This window comes from Methylorubrum sp. B1-46 (assembly GCF_021117295.1).
Lineage (GTDB): Bacteria > Pseudomonadota > Alphaproteobacteria > Rhizobiales > Beijerinckiaceae > Methylobacterium.
In genome coordinates this window covers 3517417-3540643 of record NZ_CP088247.1, presented here as the reverse complement: position 1 = coordinate 3540643, position 23227 = coordinate 3517417, and the positions used below count along the sequence as shown (strand labels likewise).

19 protein-coding genes are annotated in these 23227 nt (G+C 69.8%); 14 read left to right on the top strand and 5 right to left on the bottom strand.

Translation table 11 applies throughout. The annotated features are described in order from the left end of the window. The first annotated feature begins 115 nt into the window (after positions 1–115). The 4 genes from LPC10_RS16435 (at position 116) to topA (ending at position 5257) form a co-directional block, all read left to right on the top strand. The gene (locus LPC10_RS16435; RefSeq protein ID WP_231343531.1) at positions 116–403 is read left to right on the top strand and encodes a hypothetical protein; all 288 of its coding nucleotides are present in this window, start codon (positions 116–118) and stop codon (positions 401–403) included. Between the two features lie 164 nt (positions 404–567). Continuing rightward, entirely contained in the window at positions 568–1440 is an 873-nt protein-coding gene (locus tag LPC10_RS16430; protein ID WP_231343530.1) for a cytochrome b/b6 domain-containing protein, read from the top strand. Next, on the top strand, positions 1437–2390 hold the full coding sequence (locus LPC10_RS16425) for a molybdopterin-dependent oxidoreductase (protein WP_231343529.1): 954 nt from the start codon (positions 1437–1439) through the stop codon (positions 2388–2390). The genes LPC10_RS16430 and LPC10_RS16425 overlap by 4 nt, the downstream gene beginning before the upstream one ends. A 149-nt stretch (positions 2391–2539) precedes the next feature. Next, positions 2540–5257, top strand: a complete 2718-nt coding sequence (topA, locus tag LPC10_RS16420) for a type I DNA topoisomerase (RefSeq protein ID WP_231343528.1) — start codon at positions 2540–2542, stop codon at positions 5255–5257. Positions 5258–5347: 90 nt separating this feature from the next. Here topA and trmB read toward each other — a convergent pair whose 3' ends face one another. The 3 genes from trmB to LPC10_RS16405 all read right to left on the bottom strand — a co-directional run bounded on the left by trmB (position 5348) and on the right by LPC10_RS16405 (position 7891). After that, positions 5348–6085: a tRNA (guanosine(46)-N7)-methyltransferase TrmB gene (trmB, locus tag LPC10_RS16415; RefSeq protein ID WP_231343527.1), complete on the bottom strand. Its 738-nt coding sequence runs from the start codon at positions 6083–6085 to the stop codon at positions 5348–5350. 9 nt (positions 6086–6094) lie between these two features. Continuing rightward, the gene (gene metK / locus LPC10_RS16410) at positions 6095–7270 is read right to left on the bottom strand and encodes a methionine adenosyltransferase (RefSeq protein ID WP_231343526.1); all 1176 of its coding nucleotides are present in this window, start codon (positions 7268–7270) and stop codon (positions 6095–6097) included. 213 nt (positions 7271–7483) lie between these two features. After that, a complete protein-coding gene (locus LPC10_RS16405; protein WP_231343525.1) occupies positions 7484–7891 on the bottom strand; it encodes a helix-turn-helix domain-containing protein in 408 nt (135 codons plus the stop codon). Between the two features lie 852 nt (positions 7892–8743). Between LPC10_RS16405 and LPC10_RS16400 the strand changes: the two genes are divergently transcribed. The 5 genes from LPC10_RS16400 (at position 8744) to LPC10_RS16380 (ending at position 15149) form a co-directional block, all read left to right on the top strand. Continuing rightward, positions 8744–9598 carry a DNA-binding protein gene (locus LPC10_RS16400; RefSeq protein WP_370644500.1) on the top strand — a complete coding sequence of 285 codons (855 nt, stop codon included), beginning with the start codon at positions 8744–8746 and terminating at the stop codon, positions 9596–9598. Between the two features lie 6 nt (positions 9599–9604). Beyond that, complete coding sequence (locus tag LPC10_RS16395; RefSeq protein ID WP_231343523.1) at positions 9605–11119, top strand: M48 family metalloprotease; 1515 nt, start codon at positions 9605–9607, stop codon at positions 11117–11119. A gap of 322 nt (positions 11120–11441) precedes the next feature. Continuing rightward, complete coding sequence (locus LPC10_RS16390; RefSeq protein WP_231347073.1) at positions 11442–12347, top strand: rhamnosyltransferase; 906 nt, start codon at positions 11442–11444, stop codon at positions 12345–12347. Then, a complete protein-coding gene (locus LPC10_RS16385) occupies positions 12344–13288 on the top strand; it encodes a glycosyltransferase family 2 protein (RefSeq protein WP_231343522.1) in 945 nt (314 codons plus the stop codon). The genes LPC10_RS16390 and LPC10_RS16385 overlap by 4 nt, the downstream gene beginning before the upstream one ends. 109 nt (positions 13289–13397) lie before the next feature. After that, the gene (locus tag LPC10_RS16380; RefSeq protein ID WP_231343521.1) at positions 13398–15149 is read left to right on the top strand and encodes an HWE histidine kinase domain-containing protein; all 1752 of its coding nucleotides are present in this window, start codon (positions 13398–13400) and stop codon (positions 15147–15149) included. A 21-nt stretch (positions 15150–15170) separates the two neighbouring features. Here LPC10_RS16380 and LPC10_RS16375 read toward each other — a convergent pair whose 3' ends face one another. Then, a complete protein-coding gene (locus LPC10_RS16375; protein WP_231343520.1) occupies positions 15171–16166 on the bottom strand; it encodes a hypothetical protein in 996 nt (331 codons plus the stop codon). Positions 16167–16482: 316 nt separating this feature from the next. Between LPC10_RS16375 and LPC10_RS16370 the strand changes: the two genes are divergently transcribed. The 4 genes from LPC10_RS16370 to LPC10_RS16355 all read left to right on the top strand — a co-directional run bounded on the left by LPC10_RS16370 (position 16483) and on the right by LPC10_RS16355 (position 20177). Then, positions 16483–17082, top strand: coding sequence for a superoxide dismutase (locus LPC10_RS16370; protein WP_231343519.1), 600 nt, complete (start codon positions 16483–16485; stop codon positions 17080–17082). Positions 17083–17383: 301 nt separating this feature from the next. After that, positions 17384–18913, top strand: coding sequence for a murein biosynthesis integral membrane protein MurJ (murJ, locus tag LPC10_RS16365; protein ID WP_231343518.1), 1530 nt, complete (start codon positions 17384–17386; stop codon positions 18911–18913). 36 nt (positions 18914–18949) lie between these two features. Beyond that, a complete protein-coding gene (locus LPC10_RS16360; protein ID WP_231343517.1) occupies positions 18950–19624 on the top strand; it encodes a haloacid dehalogenase type II in 675 nt (224 codons plus the stop codon). Positions 19625–19838: 214 nt separating this feature from the next. Beyond that, positions 19839–20177: a hypothetical protein gene (locus LPC10_RS16355; protein ID WP_166060002.1), complete on the top strand. Its 339-nt coding sequence runs from the start codon at positions 19839–19841 to the stop codon at positions 20175–20177. Positions 20178–20220: 43 nt separating this feature from the next. On the opposite strand, the gene LPC10_RS16350 is transcribed toward LPC10_RS16355, so the two are convergent. Further along, positions 20221–21990 carry a carbamoyltransferase C-terminal domain-containing protein gene (locus LPC10_RS16350; RefSeq protein ID WP_231343516.1) on the bottom strand — a complete coding sequence of 590 codons (1770 nt, stop codon included), beginning with the start codon at positions 21988–21990 and terminating at the stop codon, positions 20221–20223. Between the two features lie 238 nt (positions 21991–22228). Between LPC10_RS16350 and LPC10_RS16345 the strand changes: the two genes are divergently transcribed. Beyond that, entirely contained in the window at positions 22229–22915 is a 687-nt protein-coding gene (locus tag LPC10_RS16345; RefSeq protein ID WP_231343515.1) for an HAD family phosphatase, read from the top strand. Positions 22916–23227: the final 312 nt, after the last annotated feature.

Sequence of the window (23227 nt, the reverse complement as noted above, 5' to 3'; positions counted from 1 at the left end):
AGAAGAATTTGAACGATCCGGTCGCGCTTCCGTTTTTCAAACATCTGTTTGGGCCTGAGCCTGCCGAATGCCTGTCCCGGCATTCGCCCGCGGGCCCGGAAGCGAAAGGTAGCCGATGAATACGCGACTTCTTCTGACCGCTGGCGCGCTCTCGCTCGGTCTCGCCCTCTCGTCGGGCGCCTACGCTCAGGGCATGCAGCGAGGCGGCATGGAGCCCGGCATGGGTGGGCAAATGGGCGGCCAAATGCAGCAGGGCGCCATGGGCGACGACATGGCCCAGGAGCAGCGCCCGATGAAGCGCAGCTCCAAGAAGATGAAAAAGCCGATGAAGAGCAAGAAGATGATGCGCTCGAAGCGCATGAATTCCGGCTCCGGCATGGAGTCCGGTGCGGGCGGGATGTGAGCCACTCGTCACCCGACTGTGACCAACGCGCCATCTAGGCGATCCTCGGCCCGCCCGGTTAGACCGGGCGGGCCTTTTCGTGTCGAATGAAGCCTTCCAAGTCCTCCCGTGCCGAGCGGTCCCTCCCCCCGGCGCGGGGTGCTGCAACAGGGAACAGCCGCGCCGTGGCCGCAGGATCGACGCTCTCGGGGCCGGACATCGTGGAGACGGTGCGGCGGCGCTGGATGTTTCGCCACCCGCTGGTGATCCGGCTGACGCATTGGATCAACGTGGTCTGCCTCGCCATCCTGCTGATGAGCGGCTTGCAGATCTTCAACGCCCATCCGGCGCTGTACTGGGGCGCGGCCTCGACCTTCGACATGCCGTTCGTCGCCATCACCGACGACCAGCGGGATGACGGCACGCCGCGCGGCATCGTCTATGTCGCGGGCCACACCTTCGACACCACCGGCGTGCTCGGCCTGTCGAACCTCAACGGTCGGCCCGCGGGCCGCGCCTTCCCGTCATGGTCGACCTTGCCGGCGCATCAGGATCTCGCCACCGGGCGGCGCTGGCACTTCCTGTTCGCCTGGGCCTTCGTCATCAACGGCTTGATCTATCTCCTCTACGGCATCGGAACCGGGCAGTTGCGCCGCCGCCTCATCCCCGACGGCGACCAGATGCGCGGATTCGGCTCCTCGATCCGCGAGCACCTGACTCTGCACTTCCCCGAAGGCGAGGAAGCCAAGCGCTACAACGTGCTGCAGAAGCTCTCCTATCTGATCGTCGTCGCGGTGCTGCTGCCCCTGATGCTGCTCACCGGGCTGGCGATGTCGCCGGGCGTCAACGCCGTGGTGCCGCTGCCCGACCTGTTCGGCGGTCGGCAATCGGCCCGCACGGTCCACTTCATCGTCACGAACCTGCTGGTGCTGTTCGTGATCGTCCACGTCCTGCTCGTCCTGCTCTCGGGCGTGGCCAACAACATGCGCAGCATGATCACCGGCTGGTTCGTGATCGAGCGCCGAAAGCTTCCCGCCGATTCGGGAGAGGCCCGATGAAACGCCGCGTCGCGAGACCCCGCCTGCACATCCCTCGCCCCCACCGCCGCGGCTTCCTCACGGCGGCGGTCGGCCTCCTCGGCGCCGCGGCGCTCGGCGGCTGCGACCGCTTCGCCGCGAGCCCCACGGGCCAGAGCACGCTCAAGCTCGGGGAGGATGCCAACCTGTTCGTGCAGCGCCTGCTGCTGACGCCGGCCTCGCTCGCCAAGGAGTTTCCGGATTCGGAGATTTCGCCCTGGTTCAAGCCGAACGGCACGATCGATCCGCCGGACCGCGCCTACAAGGCGCTCGCCGCCAAAAGCTTCGAGGCGTTCCGCCTCCGCATCGACGGCCTCGTCGAGCGACCGCAGGATTTGAGCCTCTCCGACCTACGGGCGCTGCCCGCCCGCACCCAGACGACCCGGCACGATTGCGTCGAGGGCTGGAGCGCCATCGGCAAGTGGACCGGCGTGCCCCTCTCCGAGGTGCTGCAGCGCGCCGGTCTGAAGCCGAACGCCCGCTACGTCGTGTTCCACTGCGCCGACACGATGGAGTACGCCGCGCGCGAGGAGCCGGAGGAGGCCGAGGAGCCCGCGGAGAAGTCCGCCAATCCCGGGATGGAGCAGCGGCCCGAGGGCGCGGAAAATCAGGCGAGCGATTCGCAGGCCGCAGGGTTGGAAGCGCCGGCTGACGAGGGCGACGAGGCCCAGGGCATCCCGGTCCGCTACTATGAAAGCATCGATCTCACCGACGCCTACCACCCGCAGACGATCCTCGCCTACGATCTCAACGGCCAGGCCCTGCCGGTCTCGAACGGGGCCCCGTTACGCCTTCGGGTTGAGCGGCAACTCGGCTACAAGCAGGCGAAATACATCATGCGGATCGAGGTGACCGAGAGCCTGAAAGGCATCGGCGACGGTGGGGGCGGCTACTGGGAAGACCGCGGCTACGAGTGGTACGCGGGGATTTGAGAGAAGGTCTCACCCGTTCTCCCGATTTGACAACGCCGCGCCGCTCACCCACTTCTGCGCGGCGCGAGAGCCGGCCTCCGACCGGTACGCTATCCGCGCCATCCCCAAAACCGTACCCGCGGTGAGGCTCTGGCGAGAGGCAGAGGTTCATGAAAGTCGTCGTCGTCGAGTCGCCGGCCAAGGCCAAGACGATCAACAAATACCTGGGGCGCGATTACGAGGTTCTGGCCTCCTTCGGCCATATCCGCGATCTGCCGGCCAAGGACGGCTCGGTCGATCCGGAGGCCGATTTCGCCATGATCTGGGAGCTGGAGGATCGCGGCTCGAAGCGCGTCTCCGAGATCGCGCGCGCCGTGAAGGGCGCTGAGAAGCTCATCCTCGCCACCGATCCGGATCGCGAGGGCGAGGCGATCTCCTGGCACGTCATCGAGGCGCTCACGGCCCGCAAGGCACTCAAGGGCATCCCGGTCGAGCGGGTGACCTTCAACGCCATCACCAAGGCCTCGGTCGACGCGGCGATGCGCAAGCCCCGCGAGATTGATCAGGCGCTGGTCGATGCCTATCTGGCGCGGCGCGCGCTCGATTACCTCGTCGGTTTCAAACTGTCGCCGGTGCTGTGGCGCAAGCTGCCCGGCGCCAAGTCCGCCGGCCGGGTGCAGTCGGTCGCGCTGCGTCTCGTGGTCGAGCGCGAGATGGAGATCGAGCGCTTCAAACCGCGCGAGTACTGGTCGATCGTCGCCACGCTCGCGACCGAGAACGGCGGCGTGTTCGAGGCCCGCCTCGTCGGCGCCGACGGGAAGCGCATCCAGCGCCTCGATGTCGGAAATGCCGAGGAGGCGGCGGCCTTCAAGCGCGACCTCGAACTCGCGACCTTCCAGGTGGCGAGCGTCGAGGCCAAGCCCGCCAAGCGCCATCCGCAGCCGCCCTTCACCACCTCGACGCTCCAGCAGGAAGCCTCACGCAAGCTCGGGATGGCCCCGGCCCAGACCATGCGCGTGGCACAGCGGCTCTACGAGGGCGTCGATGTCGGCGGCGAGACCGTCGGCATCATCACCTACATGCGAACCGACGGCGTCGACATGGCGCCGGAGGCGATTGCTGATGCCCGCCGGGTGATCGGCCGCGAATTCGGCGACGACTACGTCCCCGGCGCCCCGCGCAAATACTCGGTCAAGGCCAAGAACGCGCAGGAGGCCCACGAAGCCGTGCGCCCGACCGATATGGGCCGTCTGCCCAAGCAGATCGCCCGCTATCTCGAGCCGGAGCAGGCCAAGCTCTACGAACTGATCTGGACGCGCACCATCGCCAGCCAGATGGAATCGGCCGAGCTGGAGCGCACCACCGTCGAGGTGACCGCGAGCGTCGGCCCGCGGCGGATCGACCTGCGCGCCACGGGTCAGGTCGTGAAGTTCGACGGCTTCCTCGCCCTCTACCAGGAGGGCAAGGACGACGAGGAGGACGAGGAGGGCAAGCGCCTGCCGGCGATGAAGGCAGGCGACCCGTTGAAGCGCGAGCGCATCGCCTCAACCCAGCATTTCACTGAGCCGCCGCCGCGCTATTCCGAGGCTAGCCTCGTCAAGCGGATGGAGGAGCTCGGCATCGGCCGGCCCTCGACCTACGCCGCGGTGTTGCAGACCCTGCGCGATCGCGAATACGTCCGGATCGAGAAGAAGCGCCTCCAGCCCGAAGACAAGGGGCGGCTCGTCACCGGCTTCCTTGAGAGCTTCTTCAAGCGCTACGTCGAGTACGATTTCACGGCGAGCCTGGAGGAACAGCTCGACCGGGTCTCGAATGCCGAGATCGACTGGCGCACCGTGCTGCGTGACTTCTGGCGCGATTTTTCCGCCGCCATCGGCGGCACTAAGGAACTGCGCGTTGCGGAGGTGCTGGAGGCGCTCAACGGCCTGCTCGGGCCGCACATCTTCCCCGAGAAGGCGGATGGCGGCGATCCGCGCGCCTGCCCGACCTGCGGTTCGGGCCAGCTCTCGCTCAAGCTCGGCAAGTTCGGCGCCTTCATCGGCTGCTCGAACTACCCCGAGTGCAAGTACACCCGCCAGCTCTCGGCCTCCGGCGTCGAGGGCGAGGGTGACGGTTCCTCGACCGAGGGCGGCCAGCCGGGCGTGCGGGTGCTCGGCGACGATCCCGCCACCGGCCTGCCCGTGACCCTGCGCGACGGGCGTTTCGGGCCGTTCGTGCAGCTCGGCGAGGCGTCCGCCGAGAAGGGGGCCGAGAAGCCCAAACGCTCCTCGTTGCCCAAGGGCACCACGCCGGGCAGCGTGACCCTGGAGATCGCGCTACGCCTGCTGTCGCTGCCGCGCGAAGTGGCCAAGCATCCCGAGACCGGCGAGCCGATCCTGGCCAATCTCGGCCGCTTCGGCCCCTACGTGCAGCACGGGAAGACCTACGCCAATCTCGGGCGTGACGACGACGTGTTGGAAATCGGCGCCAACCGCGCCATCGACCTCATCGTCGCCAAGGAGCAGGGCGGCGGGCGCGGGCGCCCCTCCTCCGATCCCGGCCGCACTCTCGGCGCACACCCGGACGGGGCCGCCCTCGTGGTCAAGGCCGGCAAGTACGGTCCCTATGTCAGCGACGGCTCGGTCAATGCGACCCTGCCGAAGACGATGAGCGCCGAGAGCCTGACGCTCGAACAGGCGATCGACCTCGTCAACGCCAAGCGCGCCGCGGGCGGCGGCAAGAAGCCGGTCCGCAAGACGGCGGCCCGCTCTCGCGCACCCGCGAAGAAGGCGGAGGCCGGCGAGGCGAAGAAGCCGGCCGTGCGCAAGACGGCCGCCAAGACGGTAACGAAGGCCGCGGCCAAGCCGGCGGCTGCAAAGAAGGCTCCGGCGAAGACGAAGGCGAGCTGAGGCGCTTGCTCATGACCCTCCCCCCTCTGCGGGGGAGGGTGTCCGAGGAGCCGACGGGAGAGGGCCGCTCGGCGGGCTTCCGTTTCGGAATCAGGCCGGTTCGACGCGCTCGAACGTCAGGTAGCTCGGCGACCGGCCGACCGCGAGGGCCTTGGCCTCGTAGCGGGTGCCCGGCCAACCGGGAAAGGGCTGGCGCCAATCGTCGGCGGTCTCGGCCGTCCAGCGCAAATGCGGGCATCGGGCCGCGCGGACCAGGGTCCAGCCGGCGTAATCGTCGATGTCGCTGGCAAAGCGGAAATGGCCACCGGGGCGCAGGACGCGCGCGATCTCGGCGAGCGAGGCGTCCGAGACGAAGCGACGCTTGCGCTGGCGGCGCTTGGGCCAGGGATCGGGATAGAGCAGGTAGACGCGGGCAAGGCTCGCATCCGGTAGGGCGGCGAGCAGAGCGGTGGCGTCCTCGTCCCAGACGCGGACGTTGCGCAAGGAGCGCTCGTCCACCGCGCGCAGCAGCTTGACCACGCCGTTGACGAAGGGCTCGCAGCCGATGATGCCGGTCCGCGGATGGGCCTCGGCCTGGGCGGCGAGGTGCTCGCCGCCGCCGAAGCCGATCTCCAGCCAGACCTCGTCGACCGGCACCGGGAACAGGCTCGGCGGATCGAGGAACTCGCCGCGCTCGGGCAGAGCGACGCGTAAGTGGGGAAGCGCCCCTTCAAGGCGCTGCTCCTGGCCCGGCCGCAGCCGCTTGCCCTTGCGGCGCCCGTAGAAGGCCCGCTCGGTCTCGGCCGTCCCGCCCGTTACGGGAGGGACGCTGTCATCCCTCCCCATCATGGTTCGGGCTCAGAAGGCCGATTTCAGCTTGGCCGCCAGATCGGTCTTCTCCCAGGAGAAGCCGCCATCGGCATCGGGCTCGCGGCCGAAATGGCCGTAGGCCGCGGTGCGGGCGTAGATCGGCTTGTTGAGCTGAAGCGCCGTGCGGATGCCGCGGGGCGAGAGGTCGAGGGCGTCCATCAGGACGGTCTCGAGCTTCGCCTCGTCCACGGTGCCGGTGCCGTGCAGGTCGACGTAGATCGACAGGGGCTTGGCCACGCCGATGGCGTAGGAGAGCTGGATCGTGGCGCGGCGGGCAAGCCCGGCGGCGACGACGTTCTTGGCGAGATAGCGGGCCGCGTAGGCCGCCGAGCGATCGACTTTGGTCGGGTCCTTGCCCGAGAAGGCGCCGCCGCCGTGGGGTGCCGCACCGCCGTAGGTGTCGACGATGATCTTGCGGCCGGTGAGGCCGGCATCGCCGTCCGGGCCGCCGATCACGAACTTGCCGGTCGGGTTGACGTGCCAGACGGTGCCCTCGTTGACCCAGCCCTCCGGCAGAGCCTTGAGGATGTAGGGCTCGACGATCGCGCGCACGTCGGCCGAGTCGAGCGACTCGTCGAGATGCTGCGTCGAGAGCACGATCTGCGTCACCTCGACCGGGCGGCCGTCGGCGTAGCGCACGGTGACCTGGCTCTTGGCATCGGGGCCGAGCTTGGCCGCGTCACCCTGCCGAGCCTTGCGGGCGTCAGCGAGGTCCTTGAGGATCTTGTGGGCGTAGAAGATCGGGGCCGGCATCAGGGCCGGGGTCTCGTCGGCGGCGTAGCCGAACATGATGCCCTGGTCGCCCGCGCCCTCGTCCTTGTTGCCAGCGGCGTCCACGCCCTGGGCGATGTCGGCCGACTGGGCGTGCAGGTGGATGGCGACGTCGTTGTTCTTCCAGTGGAAGCCCGACTGCTCGTAGCCGATGTCGCGCACGGCCTCGCGGGTCAGTTCCTCAAGATCCTTGAAGGTCACGGAATCGGGGCCGCGCACTTCGCCCGCGATCACGACCCGGTTCGTCGTCGTCAGCGTCTCGACGCCGAGGCGGGCCTCCGGCATCGCGGAGATGTAGGCATCCACCACGGTGTCCGAGATCCGGTCGCTCACCTTGTCCGGGTGGCCTTCGGAGACGGATTCGCTGGTGAAGAGATAGTCGGAACGAGGCATGCTGCACCCCCGATTGTCGGGCGCGCCCCGTCTTGTCACGGCGCTTGACCCGGTCTCCAGAGGCGCGGCTTGTCGCATCGGCGTTACGGACGGTCAAGCCGGAATGGCGAAATCGTCCGTTTTAACGAACGGTGCCGGGCGGGGAACGACGGCGGTCATCCATGCGCGGCGCCCGACTTCGAACTTGGATGAATGGCCTCGAGGCTATGAGCGTCAGCTCTTGAGTTCGCGGCTCAGGGTCTCGACCGCGGCGGAGAGTTCGCGGCGCTGGTCCTCGCTGAACGTTTCGACGAACTGGCGCGCGAAAGCGCGGGCAAGATCAGACCATGGATCGGCCGCGTAAGGCTGCTGTCCATTATCCGAAAAACCGCGTTCCGTTTCTGGATCAGGATGGGGAATGCCGTCGAGGAACTCGGAGACCGGAGTATTGGTGAGACGGCTCAGGATTGCGAGATGGATGGCGCTGATCCGGTTGACCCCCTTTTCGTACTTTTGGAGTTGAGCAGCCGACATCCCGAAGCTGTCGGCGACGGCGCGTTGCGTCAGCTTCGAGCGTTTGCGCTGCTCCGCAATACGTCGTCCGAGAAGGACGTCGCGCTCATCGGTCTTCTGGCCTGCCATCTTCTCTCTGCCCACCCTTTATTGGGCGATGCTTCGAACGAAAACTTTCCTGTTGCAAGGCCGCCCGAAGCGGCAACAGCGACGCAAAACGGAATATGTCATTTGTTAATGGTGCGACGTGGCGTCGCAGGGCGATCCAGGCGTGAATGGGTCGACGGACTGCAATCGCAAGATCGAAGAAGAGAGTGGCGTCCCCGGCAGGGCTCGAACCTGCGACCCCAGGTTTCATACCACTTCGGCTTTCGCCGCCGCGCTGTGCGCGCGTTCGTGGCCTGGACTATCCCTTCACCCTGGGCCCCGTGCGAAGCCTTTAGGTGCCGCCCGTCTAGTCTCTACACCTTCCCGCAACCCGTAACGGGTCTCGGGCTTGGCTCGGGATCGGCAGAGCGCCGCGGCGCTGGAAGCTTTCCCCGAATTTGAGCGGATCCGCCGCGCGGTTTCCCATCGCGGCGCCCAATTGTGGAGTTTAGGAAACCTGTGCTCTGTCCAGCTGAGCTACGGAGACGTCGGCAAAGGCTTAGCATCATCGCACGGGACCGCCAACCGCTCCGATCCCAACCGGAGCCGGGCGCCAGAGTTGCCGGATCGGGCGTTTGCTGCCGGGAAACGGTCGTCGGCATGCCGGGGCGTTGAGCGGCAAACCCGGAAAGATGGCCGTTGCAGCTCGGAGGAGGCACGACCCTGTCGGCTCGCGTCATTGGCCCACGCCTGGAGCCATTCGGCCTGTGACCCCCGGGACTCACAGGGCGACAATCCGCGATTGTGAGAGCCTGAAGCGCTCACGTGCCGCGATCCGGGCGCTTTTCGCGCGGCATCCTTCCCGTCACGAGAGGCCGAGTGCGAGCGGTGGTGATGGGGCGCAGCGAGGGGCGCGGCATTGTACCGAACGGGCGTCGGGTCGGACGCCGCAGCGGTCCGGGCCTGGCTTGGCTCCTCGCGACCGCCTGCGGCGGGAGCGTCGCTTCTCACGGCGTATCGGCTGCCCCGCGCGCCGAGGACACCTGTCGGCCGTTGGCCGCGCGCGAGGATCGTCTCGCCGATGTCGGGCCTCGGGGCGAGCTGATCCTCGCCTCGGGCCGCCGGGCGGTGCTCTCCGGCCTGCGCTGGCCCGACGAGCCCGCGCTCGATGCCGGGGCGCGGGCTTGGCTCATGACCTTCCGGGGCGCGCCTTTGACGCTGACCGAGCGCGGCGCCGAGGATCGCTGGGGCCGCCGGCGCGCCGACGGCATCGCCGGCGAAGCCGAGCCGGTCGATCTCGCCGGGGGTCTGGTCGCCGCCGGGCTCGCCTATGCCGATCCCGGCGAGGCCGACGCGCTCTGCCGTCCGGCGCTCCGCACCCTCGAAGCGGCGCCGCGCGCGGCCGGCCTCGGCCTATGGGCGGGCGGGCCGCTCGCCGCGACCGATGCCGCGGCCCTGAGCGCGCGGGCCGGGCGCTTCGCGGTGGTCGAGGGGCGCATCCTGCATGTCGGCGAGCGGTCGGCGCGGACCTATCTCGACTTCACCCGCCGGGGGGAGCAGGGCTTGACCGTAACGGTGCAGAAACGCACTTGGCGGAATCTGAGCGAACATGGTTTGTCGGCGGCCGCGCTGAAGGGCCGCCTCGTGAGAATCCGCGGCGTGGTCGAGATCGGGCGGGGACCGCTCATCGATCTTGCCGGCGTCGAGAGCATCGAGGTCGTCGAGGGGGAGCGGGCGCTGCGGCGCTAGAACGTCATGACGGGGGATCGGCAGCACGAATCGAGGCGGCGGAGCGGGGGCGCGCGCCGTGGGAGGCGACCGGGCCGGGCCGGCGTGCAGGCCGGCACGCTGCTCGTGCTCGCGGGCCTTCTCGCCGCCTGCGCCGCTGACCAGACCGGCACCGTGCTCACGCCCGCGGTCATTAAGGTGCCGGAGCAAGCGCCGAAGACGACGGGGCGCACCCGCTCGGACGAGGCGGACCACGCCAAGCTCGTGGCCTCCTTCGGCGGCGAGTACCGCGCGCCGGCCGCCCACCGGATGGTTGCCGAGATCACCGACCGCCTCGTGCGCGTCAGCGATCGGCCGGAGGAGAGCTACGCGGTCACACTGCTCGACTCGCCTGTCGTCAACGCCTTCGCCCTGCCGAGCGGCCGGCTCTACGTCACCCGCGGGCTGCTTGCGCTCGCGAGCGACAGCTCGGAGGTTGCGGCCGTGCTCGCCCACGAGATCGCCCACGTGACGCTGCGCCATGCCACTGCCCGCAGCGAGATGGCGCTTCGCTCGCAGCTCGTGAGCCGCGTGGTCGCCGACGTGCTGAACGATCCGGTCACGGGCGCGCAGCTCGAGAGCCAGTCCAAGTTCACCCTTGCCCGCTTCTCCCGCGAGCAGGAGCTGGAGGCCGACACCAACGGCGTGCGCGTGCTGGCTCAGGCCGGCTACGATCCCTTCGGCGCCGGCCGCTTCCTCGACGCACTCCAGCGCACGATGGCGCTCAAATCCGGAAACGGCAGCGCGGCCGAGCCCGACATGCTGGCGACCCATCCGGCCACCGCCGAGCGGATCGCGCTCGTCACCCGCGCCGCCCGGCGCATCGGCGCCCCCGGCCTCGGTGCCGACGACCGCTCGCGTTATCTCGCGGCGATCGACGGGCTCGCCTACGGCGACAATCCCGGCGAGGGCCTCGTGCGCGGGCGCCGCTTCCTGCATCCGGGCCTCAGCATCGCGTTCGAGGTGCCGGACGCCTTCGCGATTGAGAACACCCGCAACGCCGTGCTCGGCACCACGCCGGAGGGCAGCCGCCGCCTGCTGTTCGATCAGGTCGAGGCGAGCGGCGACCGCAGCCTGGAGGATGTGCTGCGCGCGACCTGGAACGACGCCATCGAGGCGAGTTCGATCGAGAACCGCATCATCGGCGGGCGCTCCGCCGTCACCGCTCTGTCGCGCGGCAAGGACTGGACCTTCCGGCTTGCGGCGATCCGCATGGGCGAGACCACCTACCGCATGATCATGGCGGCCAGGGGCGCGACCGATCCCGAGCCGGCCTTCCGGCGCTGGCTGGAAAGCCTGCGGCCGATCGAGCCGGAGGAGGCTGCCGCCCTCAAGCCGGCGCATCTGCGCATCGTCACCGCCGCGCCGGGCGACACCGTCGAAGGCCTGGCCCGCCGCATGAGCGTGCCCGACCGCGCCGTCGATCGCTTCCTCGTGCTCAACGGGTTGCAGCGGGGTGCTGCGGTGAAGCCCGGACAGGGCTACAAGCTCGTGCTCGAGTGAGCCCTGAGCCTTCCGCTGAGGGTCCCCGCTTCTCCTCCGTCATGGCGAGGCGAAGCCGAAGCCATCCAGGGCCGTGTCTTACCCGGAAACGGCGCGCCGCTGGATCGCTTCACTGACGCTCGCGATGGCGGCGTATGGTAGAGCCCGACACGATTTTCCCGGAAGCCGGCGGCCACCTTTCGGGATTTTGAGCATCATCCCGAAAGGTGGCCGTCGGCGTTCGGAAAAAGGTGATGCAAAAACAGAGACCTAGAGGATCGTCCCGGATCCGATATCCAGGACGATCCTCTAGAGGCCGATGCCCCACCGCAGCGGGTCCGATGTGACGCCCACCGACCTTCCAGCCGACACCGCCGTCGCGGTCGTGTTCTTCCGCCCCTCCCCCGAGCAGGTCGGGCGCGTCGTCGAGCGCTTCGCCGGGCGCATGCCTGTGCTCGTCTACGACAACGGCGGCATCCCGCCCGAGGCGATGGCGCAATTGCGCGTGGCGGAGGGAGTCACCCGGCTCGGCGAGGGGCGCAATCACGGCATCGCGGCCGCCCTCAACGCGCTGGCCGAGGCGGCGATCGCAGCGGGCTTTGCCCGCCTCTTCCTGCTCGACCAGGATGCCGACACGAATGTCGAGACGGCGCGGGCGCTGGGGCATGCCCTCGACCGGCTTGCGGATGCGGACCCGCCCCCGGCGCTCGTCGGGCCGGCACCCGCGCCGAAGCCCGGCCATAAGGCGCCGGTCTACCCGCCGCGCCCCGGCGTGCCGCCCCGCGAAACTCTCCGGCCGGTGGAATTCCTGGCGACCTCCGGCTCGCTCGTGGATCTGTCTGCCTACGCGTGGGTCGGCTCGTTCCGCGAGGACTTCTTCATCGACGCCGTCGATCTCGAATGGTGCTTTCGCGCCTGGGCAAGGGGCCGGAGCTGCTGGATGGATTCCGGCACCGCGATCCCGCACAGCGTCGGCCGCGGCACCATCCGCGCGCGGTTCCTGCCCGTGGCGATGCCCGACCAGCCGCTGTTCCGCATGGCGGTCTACGTGCGCAACACCGCCTACGGTTGGCGCCTGCCGCACGTTCCGGTCCGGTGGAAGCTGAAACAGGCGGCCTACTTGCCGCTTCAGATCGGGCTCTATTGGAGCCGGCACCGGTTCTCGCCCCGCGTGCTCGCACGCCTTCTCGCGGCGCTGGCGCAGGGGCTGGCCGGGCGCCTCGGCCGGCCGGCGGATGCGCCGCCGTGACCGCCGCCCTCACGGCGGCCCTCGACGTCGTCATCGTCAACTGGAATGCCGGGGAGCAGCTCCGGGCCTGCCTCGCGAGCCTTGCCGCGAGCGAGGGGGCGGAGCATCTGCGCGTCGTCGTGGTCGACAACGCCTCCGGCGACGGCTCGGCGGACGGTCTCGACCTGCCGGGCCTCGCGCTCACGCTGCTGCGAAACCGCGACAATCTCGGCTTCGCCCGCGCCTGCAACCAGGGCGCGGTCCTGGGATCGGCCGACACGATCCTGTTCCTCAACCCCGATACGGAGGTCAGTCGCGACGGCATCGCCATCGCCCGCGCGCGGCTCGATGCGGCCCCCGGCACCGGCATCGTCGGCGCCCGGCTGGTGGACGAGGCGGGGCGAACGCACCGCACCTGCGCCCGCCATCCGACGGGCCTGAGCCTGATCGCCCACACCCTGTTCCTCGACCGTCTGCTGCCCGGTCGCGTCCGCCCGCACTTCCTGCTCGACTGGGACCACGCCGAGACCCGCGCCGTCGATGCGGTGATGGGTGCCTTCCTGATGATCCGGCGCCCGCTCTTCGCCCGTCTCGGCGGGTTCGACGAGCGCTTCTTCGTCTACTGGGAGGATGCCGACCTCTGCGCCCGTGCGTCCGCGGCGGGCTTCGCCGTGTGCCACGTCGCAGAGGCCGAGATCCGCCATCGCGGCCAGGGCACCACCGAGGCGGTGAAGGATCGCCGTCTGTTCTACTTCCTGCGGGCGCAGGCGCTCTACGCGCACAAGCATCACGGCTGGGCAGCCGCTCTGGCCGTGCTGACCGCCGCGCTCGCCGTGAACCTGCCGGTGCGGCTCGGCCGGGCGCTGGTGCGGGGCGCACGGGGCGATGCGGGTGCGGTGATCCGCGCAGGGCGAATGCTCGTGACGGCCCTTCCGGGCCTGTTGACCCGCGGCGGCCGATGAGGCTTGCCTGAAGCGGGGGCATCTTGTCGTCCGCGGCGGCCTCCGTCATGGTGCCGCACTCCGGACGGTCCCGCTTGCACCCGCGGCGGGCGGCTGAACGGGAAGCGGCGTGTACGACAGTGCGGACAAGGGCTTTCGACCGGCGGACCTGTCGCCCGCCCTCTACCGTGCCGCCTTCGACGGCGCGCCGGTGGGCCTCGCCGTCTTCACGCCCGACGGTCGCACGATCCGCACCGCCAACCCGTGCCTGTGCCGCTGGCTCGGCTACGCGCCGGGCACCCTTGACGGTTGCCCGATCGATCGGGTGATCGGCCGCGAGGCCTTCGGCGAGGGAGGCCCCGAGGTGAAGGCCGGCATCCGCCGCTGGCTGCGGGCGGATGGCAGCAGCCTCGACCTGCGTCTCAGCCTCTCTGGCGAGGACGCGGCGGAACCGGTGGCCGTGGTGACCGTCGTTGATGCCGACGACTTGGTCCGGGCCGAGCAGAACCGCGACGCCCTGACGGCGGCGGGCCTCGGCGAGTGGCGCTGGGACCTCGTGACCGGGCAGATGGTGTTCTCGCGCCGCGCCGCGCAGATCCTCGGCTACGCGCCGGGCCGCTCCGTCACCTGGGCGGGCATGCGGGGGCAGGTCGATCCGGAGGATGCCGAGCGGATCCAAGCCGCGGTCGCCGACGCCATCGCCGAGCGACGCCCCTACGCCTTCCAGACCCGCTTCCGCCGCGCCACCGACGGCGCCGAGATCTGGATCGGCGCCCGCGGCGAGGCGCTGCTCGCCGCCGACGGCACGCCGGTCGGCATCGTCGGCGTGGTGCAGGACGTGACCACGCGGGTCGAGGCCCGCGAGGCCCTGGCCGAGCGCGAGGAGCGCCTGCGGGTCGCCACCACGGTGGCCAATCTCGGCATCTTCGAGTGGCACGTCCTCGACGACCGGGCGACCTGGGAGAACGAGCGGATGTTCGCGATCTTCGGCCGGCGGCCGGAAGAGGGCAGCATCGGCAAGGCGACCTTCCTGAAAGAGATCCTGCATCCCGAGGACCGGCCCGTCTTCCGGCAGGCGATCCTGCGGGCTTTGCGCGAGGACGTGATCCTGCACGCGACGGGGCGCATCCGCCGCCACGACGACGGCCAGTGGCGTACCATCGACATGGCGGGGCGCTTCGAGCGGACCCGGCCGGGCGGCCTGCCGCGGCGCCTGATCGGCGTCGTCGCCGACGTGACCGACCGCCATCTCTCCGAGGAGCGCCGCAGCCTGCTGATCCGCGAGTTGCACCACCGGGTGAAGAACACGCTCGCCACGGTCCAGGCCATCGTCGGCTCGACGGCGCGCACGGCCACCAGCATCGACAGCTTCCACGAGGCCTTCGTCGGCCGCATCAAGTCGCTCGCCCACACCCACAGCGTGCTCACCGAGGCGACGTGGCAGACGGCGAGCCTGCGCGACCTGCTCGCCTCCGAGCTGATGCCCTATGCCGAGAGCGAGACTGAAACCTCGCCGGACCTGCGCATCGTCCTCGACGGCCCGGAGGTCGACCTGCCCTCTGAGGTCGCGGTGCCGATCGGCATGGCGATCCACGAGCTGACCACCAACGCCGCCAAGTACGGCGCCCTCTCGACCGGCCGCGGCCGGATCACCATCACCTGGAGCGTCGAGGCCGGCGTGCTGCACCTCGACTGGCGCGAGAGCGGCGGTCCCACCGTTGCCCCGCCGACTCGCCAGGGCTTCGGCTCACGCCTGTTGCAGCGGGTGCTGACGACCCAGGTCCAAGCGCAGATCACCACGGATTACGCGCCGGAAGGGTTCCACCTGACGCTGGCTGCGCCGCTGCCGACGCGCAACCCGGCGCTCAACCCACTCGCCTGAGGCGGGGGCCGCAAGCCGCCCTCAGGCGGCGCCGCGTGCTTCCTCGCCGCCGGCATTCACGAAGCTCTTCAGCTCGTCGAGCGAGCCGAAGGTGAAGCGGCCGCGCGGCGTATCCGCCTCGATCGAGCCGTCGGAGAACATGACGTAGGTGTTGGCGCCCGACGCGTAGGAGCCGACCGCGTGCCGCTCCTCGGCGATGGCCTCTTTTGGCTCAGGCTCCTGAGACGCCGGCTCCTGCACCACCGGCGCGGCGGCCCCCGGCTCTTGCGACGGCTCGGGCGAAGGCTCGACTTGTGCGGCCGGCGCCGGAGCGGGCACCGGTTCATCGAGGAAGGAGCGCAGGCCCATCGATTCGGCGGCAGGGGGCTGAGACTCGACATGCGGCTCGACGACCGGGTCGGCGACCTTCACCGGTTCGGGTTCGAACGCGACGGGGGCCGGTGCGGGGGCGGCGTCCTGCACGGGTTCGGGGATGGTGAACAGCGCATCGTCGCTCGCACGCGCCGGTTCGGCCTCCGGCAACAGGTCGGGCAGCAGCGGCTCGGCCGCGCTCGGCTGCGGCGCGGCGGAGGGAGCCGGATCCTCGAAGACCGGCTCCGAACCCCGACTGCCCGGCCGCAGCGCGCCGATCGACAGCCCGGCCAGACCGGCCGCGCCCGCACCGGCCGCAGCGAGGCCGCCGAAGGAGGGGCGCTCCTGCGGCGTGATCTCGGGCGCCGCGAAGGCCGGCGCCTCCGGCGTCGAAGCCTCCCAGGGCGCCGCCCCGAGGGGAAGCGCGGCCGGAACGCTCGGCTGGGGCGAGGCGGCGCGCAGCGCGGACATGGCGTCCTGCAGCTTGAGCAGGCGGTGGACGATCACGGTCAGCCCGAGCAGGACCACGCCTGCCGAGGCTGCGGTCGAGCCGCCGATCACCATCGCGAGTCCGCTTTCCAAACGGACATAGGGAAAGCCTTGGACCACGGCGGCGATGCCACCGAGGATCATGACGGAACTGAGCGCGAGCAGCGCGACGACCATGGTACTCTCGACTGACTGTCGCGGGCGGCGTGGAGGAAACAGGATAACCCCCGGCCCGCGCATTGCAAAATCGCCCGGCCTCCCTGTCCCTGGAAACCGGCCTTTCTGTCTCTCCTTGCACAGCCGGGCGCCTGCGCAAAACGGTGGATGCCGCGCTTTCACCGGTGACAGGCGCGCGGATACGGCCGTGGTGGCGTTGCCGAGCCCGATCCACCGACTTACCTACCCGCCCGTCACCTCGCCGGCCGCGCACGGAAAACGGACCGCGCGCCCTGCCATCGCTCCCCGCGAGATCCGGACAACCCAGGAGACACGCATGACGTTCACCCTGCCCGAGCTGCCCTACGCCTACGACGCGCTGGGCCCCTACATGTCGAAGGAAACCCTCGAGTTCCACCACGACAAGCACCACAAGGCCTATGTCGACACCGGCAACAAGCTGCTGGAGGGCACCGACCTCGCGGGCAAGAGCGTCGAGGAGATCGTCAAGGCGAGCTACAACACCAACCAGGCGCTCTTCAACAACGCCGGCCAGCACTACAACCACCTCCACTTCTGGAACTGGATGAAGCCCAACGGCGGCGGCCAGCCCCCGGCCGAGCTGGCCAAGAAGATCGACGAGGATCTCGGCGGCTACGAGAAGTTCAAGGCCGACTTCATCCAGGCCGGTGTCGGCCAGTTCGGCTCGGGCTGGGCCTGGCTCGCGGTCAAGGACGGCAAGCTCGCGATCCTGAAGACCCCGAACGGCGAGAACCCGCTCGTCCACGGCGCCACCCCGATCCTCGGCGTCGACGTGTGGGAGCACTCCTACTACATCGACTACCGCAACCGCCGCCCCGACTACCTCAAGGCGTTCGTCGAGAACCTCGTGAACTGGGAATACGTCGAGAAGCTGTACGGGGAAGCCAAGGCCTGATCCGGCCCTCCCCGCTCACGTGATGCGGCCGCCCCGTTTGCCGACGGGGCGGCTTTTTCGTGCGGGGCGTGACCTCACCGTCATTGTCGCGCCGTCAACAGCCGGCCTACTGCACGGCGAAGTTTTCGACGGGGCGATCCCACCCACGTCCAATCCTGAGGTGCCGGCGCGCAGCGTCGGCTTTGACGGATCTTCCAGCGCGCTCGCGATCCCTGGAGGCTCCTTCGAGGCCGCTTCGCGGCACCTCGGGATGAGGGCTTGAGCGGGATCGACTGTTCGCACGGGATCGTCTGCCAAGAACATGATCCGCTCGATCCTCTCCGTCGGCGGCTGGACGCTGGTCTCGCGGATCACCGGCTTTGCCCGCGACGTCGTCACCGCCGCCGTGATGGGCGCGGGGCCGATGGCAGATGCCTTCGTCGTCGCCTTCCGCCTGCCGAACCATTTTCGCGCGATCTTCGGCGAGGGGGCGTTCAACACCGCCTTCGTGCCGGCCTACACCCATCTGGAGCAGGCGGGCGAAGCCGGGGCGGCCGCGCGGTTTGCCGACCGCGTCTTCACCCTGATGCTGATCGTGCAGGTGGCGCTGCTCGCGCTCGCACTCCCGGCGATGCCCTGGATCGTGCGCGCGCTGGCGCCGGGCTTCTCCGAGGACGGGGAGCGGTTCGCGCTGGCCGTGAGCCTGACGCGGATCACCTTCCCCTACCTGCTGTTCATGACGCTGGTGACGCTGTTCTCCGGCATCCTCAACGCGCATCGCCGCTTCGCCGCCGCGGCCGGCGCACCGGTTCTGCTCAACCTCGCCATGCTGGCGGCGCTGGCGCTCGCCTTCCTGTTCCCGAACGCGGCCTATGCCGCCGCCTGGGGCGTCTCGGTTTCCGGCGTGCTGCAATTCGCGCTGGTCTGGTGGGATGCGCGGGCCCGTGCCTACGCCCCGCGGCTGACGAAGCCCACGTTGCGCGATCCGGACATGATCCGGTTCTTCAAGATCTTAGGCCCCGCCGTGATCGGTTCGGCCGGCTTCCAGATCGCGACCTTCGCCGACACCATCATCGCGAGCTTCCTGCCGACCGGCGCGGTCTCGGCGCTCTACTACGCCGACCGGATCTACCAGCTGCCCTTCGGCGTCATCGCCATCGCCGCCGGCACCGTGCTCCTGCCCGAGATGAGCCGGCGCATCGCTGCGGGCGACGTCGCCGGGGCGCATGCGGCGCAGAACCGGGCCGCCGGCTTCTCGCTCGCGCTCTCGGCCCCGTTCACCATCGCGTTCCTGACCCTGCCGGGTCTGATCATGGTGGCGCTGTTCCAGCGCGGCGCCTTCACCGCCGAGGACGCCGCCCGCGCGGCCTCCGTGCTCGCGGCCTATGGGCTGGCCCTGCCGGCCGTGGTGCTGGTGCGCTCGGCGGTGGCGAGCTTCAACGCGCGGCAGGACACCACGACGCCGCTCTACGCCTCGCTGACGGCACTCGCCGTCAATATCGGGCTGAAGCTCGTGCTTACCGGCCCCTACGGCGTCGCCGGCCTCGCGCTCGCCACCGCCATCGGCCAGTGGATCAACCTCGCCCTGCTCTATGGGCTGGCTTTGCGCCGCGGCTGGACCGCGCCGGGGCGAGTGCTCGGCGTCACCGTCGCCGCGGTGGTCGTGGCGAGCGCCGTGCTGGCGGCGCTCGCCGTCTACGGCCTACCCTTCGCCGAGCGGATCGTGCCCCCCCTGCCCCATTTGCGCGAGATCGCCGTGCTCGGACTCCTCGGCCTTGCCGGGGCGCTCGCTTACGCCGGCACCCTGCTCGCGGTGATGGGCGCCTTCGGCGTGCGATTGCGCCGCAGGTAGTCTTTCCGGATCGGGTGGGTGCGTCATCTCTCCCCTATGACCCCTTCCGATCTTCTCGCCGGCAAGACCCACGCCGTCTTCGACGCCTACGGCACCGTGTTCGACGTGCATGCGGCGGTGGCGCGCCATGCCGGCGAACTCGGGCCTCGGGCACAGGCCTTGTCCGAAGTCTGGCGCGCAAAGCAGCTCGAATATTCCTGGGTCCACGGCCTGATGGGCCGCTATGTCGGCTTCTGGGATCTGACCGAGCGCGCCCTCGACTTCGCCCTGGCCCGCCACCCCGAGATCGACCCGGCTTGCCGCGAGAAACTCCTCGACGCCTATCGCGATCTCGACGCCTACGACGAGGTGCCCGGCCTGCTGGAGCGCCTGCGCGGGCGGGGCGTGAGGACGGTTCTGTTCTCCAACGGCAATGCGGCGATGCTGGAGCGGGCGGTAGCCTCGGCCGGTCTGGATGCGCGGCTCGACGCGGTGCTCTCGGTCGATGCCGTCAAAACCTTCAAGACGGCGCCCGAAGCCTACCGATTGGTCCTCGATCGGCTCGGCACCGCGCGGGAGAGCGTGCTGTTCTTCTCCTCGAACCGCTGGGACATCGCCGGGGCCACCGCCTTCGGCTTCGACGCGGTGTGGGTGAACCGGAGAGAGCAGCCCGACGAGTACCCGGACCAGCCGCCGCGCGCGGTCGTGAACAGCCTCGACGACGGGATCTGATCGCGTTCCTGATCGATGGCTTCGATCTCTTCTCGCGTCGTTGCGAGGCGAAGCTGGGAAACGAAGCGATTGGCCGGAAGCCCTCTGAACCGTCGGCAACGGCGCGTTCGCCAATCCTTAAGCTTGACCGGATTACCTCGGGCGCAAGGGCTGTCGTCTTCTTGCCTCTCGTTTCCCTGCCTGCTCAGTCCGGTTGTCCAGAGGATCGGTTCTCGTGCCCGCTCTGTCCCTCTCCGTCCTCGCCCGCAAGGGCGTCTGCACGGCGCTTCTCGGCGCCGCCCTCCTCTCCGCCGCGCCGGCTCAAGCCCGCGACGGCCGCAACGGCGCCCTGATCGGTGGTGCCGCCGCCGGCGTCATCGGCGGGCTGGCCGTCGGTGCGCTCCTCAACGGTGCTGCGCCGCCGCCCCCGCCTCCCGCGCGCCGGGTCTATGTCGAGGAAGAGCCGGTCTACGTCGCGCCGCCGCGCCGCGGCCCGATCTGCCACTACGAGCGCCGGAAGGTGTGGCTCGACGAGGTCGAGTTCACCTACCGCCGGGTCGAGGTCTGCGAATAGCTTTTCGCGGATTCTCCGCGCGTGACGAAGAGCGGCGTCCGCCTCAGGCGGGCGCCTTTTTCGTCAGGATCCAGTCCTCGACCACGATGGCGTCGAGGCCGGTGGTGTAAAACATCAGGATCGCGTCCTCCGCCGTGTGGAGGATCGGCTTGCCCATCACGTTGAAGCTGGTGTTGAGCAGGATCGGCACGCCGGTCAGTTCGGCGAAGGCTTCGATCAGCGCTGCGTAGGCCTGGTTGCGCTCCCGCGTTACGCTTTGGAGCCTCCCCGTGCCGTCGGCATGGACCACGGCCGGCACGCGGTCCCGCATCGCCGCGCGCCAGACCAGTGTCCGCTCCATGTAGGGGCTATCCGAATAGTCCTCGAACCAGTCCGGCCCGGCCTCGGCCAGGATCGACGGGGCAAAGGGGCGGAACGCCTCGCGGTACTTCACCTTGGCGTTGAGCGATTCCTTGGCCTGGACCGGCCGCGGGTCGGCGAGGATCGAGCGGTTGCCGAGTGCCCGCGGGCCGAATTCCGCCCGGCCCTGCACCCAGCCGACGAGCCCGCCCTCGGCCAGGATCTGGGCGGCTTCCCGCGTCACGCCCTCGTGGCCGAGGCGGCGGGCGCGGGGCTCCCACTCGGCCATCCGTTCCAGCGGCTCGGTCGAGACAAGCGAGCCGAGATAGGGCGTGAGCGGACGTGCCGCGCGTGGCGGTCGGCGCCAATCCGGATCGTCCTCGGCCAGCGCCAGCCACGCGGCACCGATGGCGTTGCCGTCGTCGGCGGGCGCCGAGGGCACGTGCAGGCGCTCGAACCCTGAGCGCCCGAGGACGCGGCCATTGTAGGAGGAGTTGAGCCCGCAGCCCCCGGCGATGACGAGGTTTTCGCTCGGAGCCAGCCGCCACGCCTCAGCGACGAGAACGTCCATCAGCTCCGAAAAAATGTCCTGGCCGCAGCGGGCGAGATCGGCCCAGCCCTGCTCGCCGACATCCTTCGGGCGCCGGGCCAGGATCTCGGCGGCGACGGCCTGCACGGTGGCCTCGTCGGAAAACTTCAGGCGTCCGTCCTCGACCGTGTAGAGGCGGCGCAGGATCGCCATCAGCTCGGGGTCGGTCCGGCCATAGGGTGCGAGCCCCATGATCTTCCATTCCTCGCCCTTGATCTGGTCGAAGCCAGCGAGGTCCGTCACCAGACCGTAGAGAAAGCCGACCGAGCCGCGACCGCGCTGGCGCCGCACTTCCTCGATCCGGCCGTCCTTCAGGCGGTAGATCGCCGCCGCGCCGGTCTCGCCCATGCCGTCGACGATGAGCGCGGTCGCCTCCTCGAACGGGCTGCCCCAGAGTGCGTAGGCGGCGTGCGCGAGGTGGTGCGCGTAGCGGCGGCGCCCGGCGATGGTGGCGCGCGGCTTGCCGCCGAAGCCCCGCGTTTCGTTGTCGAGGGCGAGCACTGTGCCGTTGCCGGCGCGCGCCTGCATGGCGTGAAGGTCGGCGATGAAGACCCGCTCCGCCCGCTCGGGCACGAAGGAGCGGTTGAGGGTGGAGGGGTGCGCGGCCAAAGCCGGCAGGTCGAAGGCGCCGGAGGCGGCCTGCCCCTTCAGGAAGTCGGAAAACTGCTCGCCCCAGGAGGTGGCGATGACGAGGTCCGTGCCCTCGGGGACGTGGCGCTTCAGCAGGCCCGCCATGCGGGTGCCGGGATCGGGCTCGCAGTTCGGGGCGCGCTTGTACTGCAGGTACCGCTCGGCGGCCTCGGCGAACAGCACGGTCCCGTCCGGTCCGACGAGGGCGAGCGCCGGATCGTGGAAGGTCGTGGCGAGGCCGAGATAGGTGCGCATGCTGCCGGGCTACACGCCGGCAGGCGGGGCGACAACCGCGTTGCGCCGGGCAATCGCTCGACGGCCATGGCCCTCTTGTTTCATCGGGCCGCAGGCCCCGGCAGCCGCGGCTCCGGCCTCGGCTCCCGCTTCGCTCCATGTTCGAGCGACCGTTCCGGTCCTCGAAATCGCTTCGCGGGGCGCTCTTCGCGCTCTGCCGCGTTGCGGTGCCCCGATGGCCGTGCGAGACGGGCCGCCGATGACGGACGCCTTCCCCGCCTCGCCTCCCCTCGCCCTCGTGATCTTCGACTGCGACGGCGTGCTGATCGACAGCGAACCGATCAGCCTCGCGACCCTGACCCGCGGCCTCAACGGGATCGGGCTCGCGATCAGCCTCGACAGCGTGCGCGAGCGCTTCGCCGGCACGTCCATGACCTCGATCATGGAGCGCGTCGCCCGCGAGGACGGGGTCATCGCTCCGGACGGCTTCGTCGAGCGGGTGAAGGCGGAGACGCTCGAAGCCTTCGAGGTGGAACTGACCGCCATGGCCGGCATCGCCGAGGCCCTGGAGCTGCTGCCCCTACCCTTCTGCGTCGCCTCCAGCAGCGATCCGGTGCGGCTGCGCCGCTCGCTCGGACTCACCGGCCTGCTGCCGCTGTTCGGCGACCATGTCTTCTCATCGGCACAAGTGGAGCGCGGAAAGCCCTTTCCCGACCTGTTCCTGTTCGCCGCCGAACGGATGGGTGTGGCGCCGGAGACCTGCCTCGTGATCGAGGACAGTGTGCCGGGGGTGCAGGCGGCCCGCGCCGCGGGCATGCGAGTCGTTGGCTTCACCGGCGGCGGCCATTGGGGCCACGACCGGGACGGGCGCGATCTCCTGGCGGCCGGGGCCTCAACGGTCTTCGCCGCCCATGCGGAGCTCGGCCGCATCATCGCCGCGGGCTGAAGCGGCTTCCCCGGTCTCGGGGGGCGTCGGGCTGGCATAGCCCTCCAAGCGCTGAATCGCGTCCCCGATCAGGCCGGCCTCGGCGTGCGCCGCAGCCCCCGGCGACCGCGCGCCGCATGACGGCCACGCGCGGTCCGGCTCGCGCGCGCCTAAGCGCTTCTCGGGACAGCGAAGACGCGCCAACCAAGACGCGAATTACGGCGCGATCTTTCTCTGTCAAGCTGAACTTCGAAAGAACATTCCGTTGACGGTTCGGCTTGGACCGCTCATCTTAAGGACGTGCGAACGACTTCGCACCGCGGTGATTTGTAG

What these genes read in the sequence shown, in the direction of transcription:
- LPC10_RS16435 (WP_231343531.1), top strand. Translation starts at nt 116, where the DNA reads ATGAATACGCGACTTCTTCTGACCGCTGGCGCGCTCTCGCTCGGTCTC.
- LPC10_RS16425 (WP_231343529.1), top strand. Translation starts at nt 1,437, where the DNA reads ATGAAACGCCGCGTCGCGAGACCCCGCCTGCACATCCCTCGCCCCCAC.
- topA (WP_231343528.1), top strand. Translation starts at nt 2,540, where the DNA reads ATGAAAGTCGTCGTCGTCGAGTCGCCGGCCAAGGCCAAGACGATCAAC.
- trmB (WP_231343527.1), bottom strand. Translation starts at nt 6,085, where the DNA reads ATGATGGGGAGGGATGACAGCGTCCCTCCCGTAACGGGCGGGACGGCC.
- metK (WP_231343526.1), bottom strand. Translation starts at nt 7,270, where the DNA reads ATGCCTCGTTCCGACTATCTCTTCACCAGCGAATCCGTCTCCGAAGGC.
- LPC10_RS16405 (WP_231343525.1), bottom strand. Translation starts at nt 7,891, where the DNA reads ATGGCAGGCCAGAAGACCGATGAGCGCGACGTCCTTCTCGGACGACGT.
- LPC10_RS16400 (WP_370644500.1), top strand. Translation starts at nt 8,744, where the DNA reads ATGGGGCGCAGCGAGGGGCGCGGCATTGTACCGAACGGGCGTCGGGTC.
- LPC10_RS16395 (WP_231343523.1), top strand. Translation starts at nt 9,605, where the DNA reads ATGACGGGGGATCGGCAGCACGAATCGAGGCGGCGGAGCGGGGGCGCG.
- LPC10_RS16375 (WP_231343520.1), bottom strand. Translation starts at nt 16,166, where the DNA reads ATGGTCGTCGCGCTGCTCGCGCTCAGTTCCGTCATGATCCTCGGTGGC.
- LPC10_RS16370 (WP_231343519.1), top strand. Translation starts at nt 16,483, where the DNA reads ATGACGTTCACCCTGCCCGAGCTGCCCTACGCCTACGACGCGCTGGGC.
- murJ (WP_231343518.1), top strand. Translation starts at nt 17,384, where the DNA reads ATGATCCGCTCGATCCTCTCCGTCGGCGGCTGGACGCTGGTCTCGCGG.
- LPC10_RS16360 (WP_231343517.1), top strand. Translation starts at nt 18,950, where the DNA reads ATGACCCCTTCCGATCTTCTCGCCGGCAAGACCCACGCCGTCTTCGAC.
- LPC10_RS16350 (WP_231343516.1), bottom strand. Translation starts at nt 21,990, where the DNA reads ATGCGCACCTATCTCGGCCTCGCCACGACCTTCCACGATCCGGCGCTC.
- LPC10_RS16345 (WP_231343515.1), top strand. Translation starts at nt 22,229, where the DNA reads ATGACGGACGCCTTCCCCGCCTCGCCTCCCCTCGCCCTCGTGATCTTC.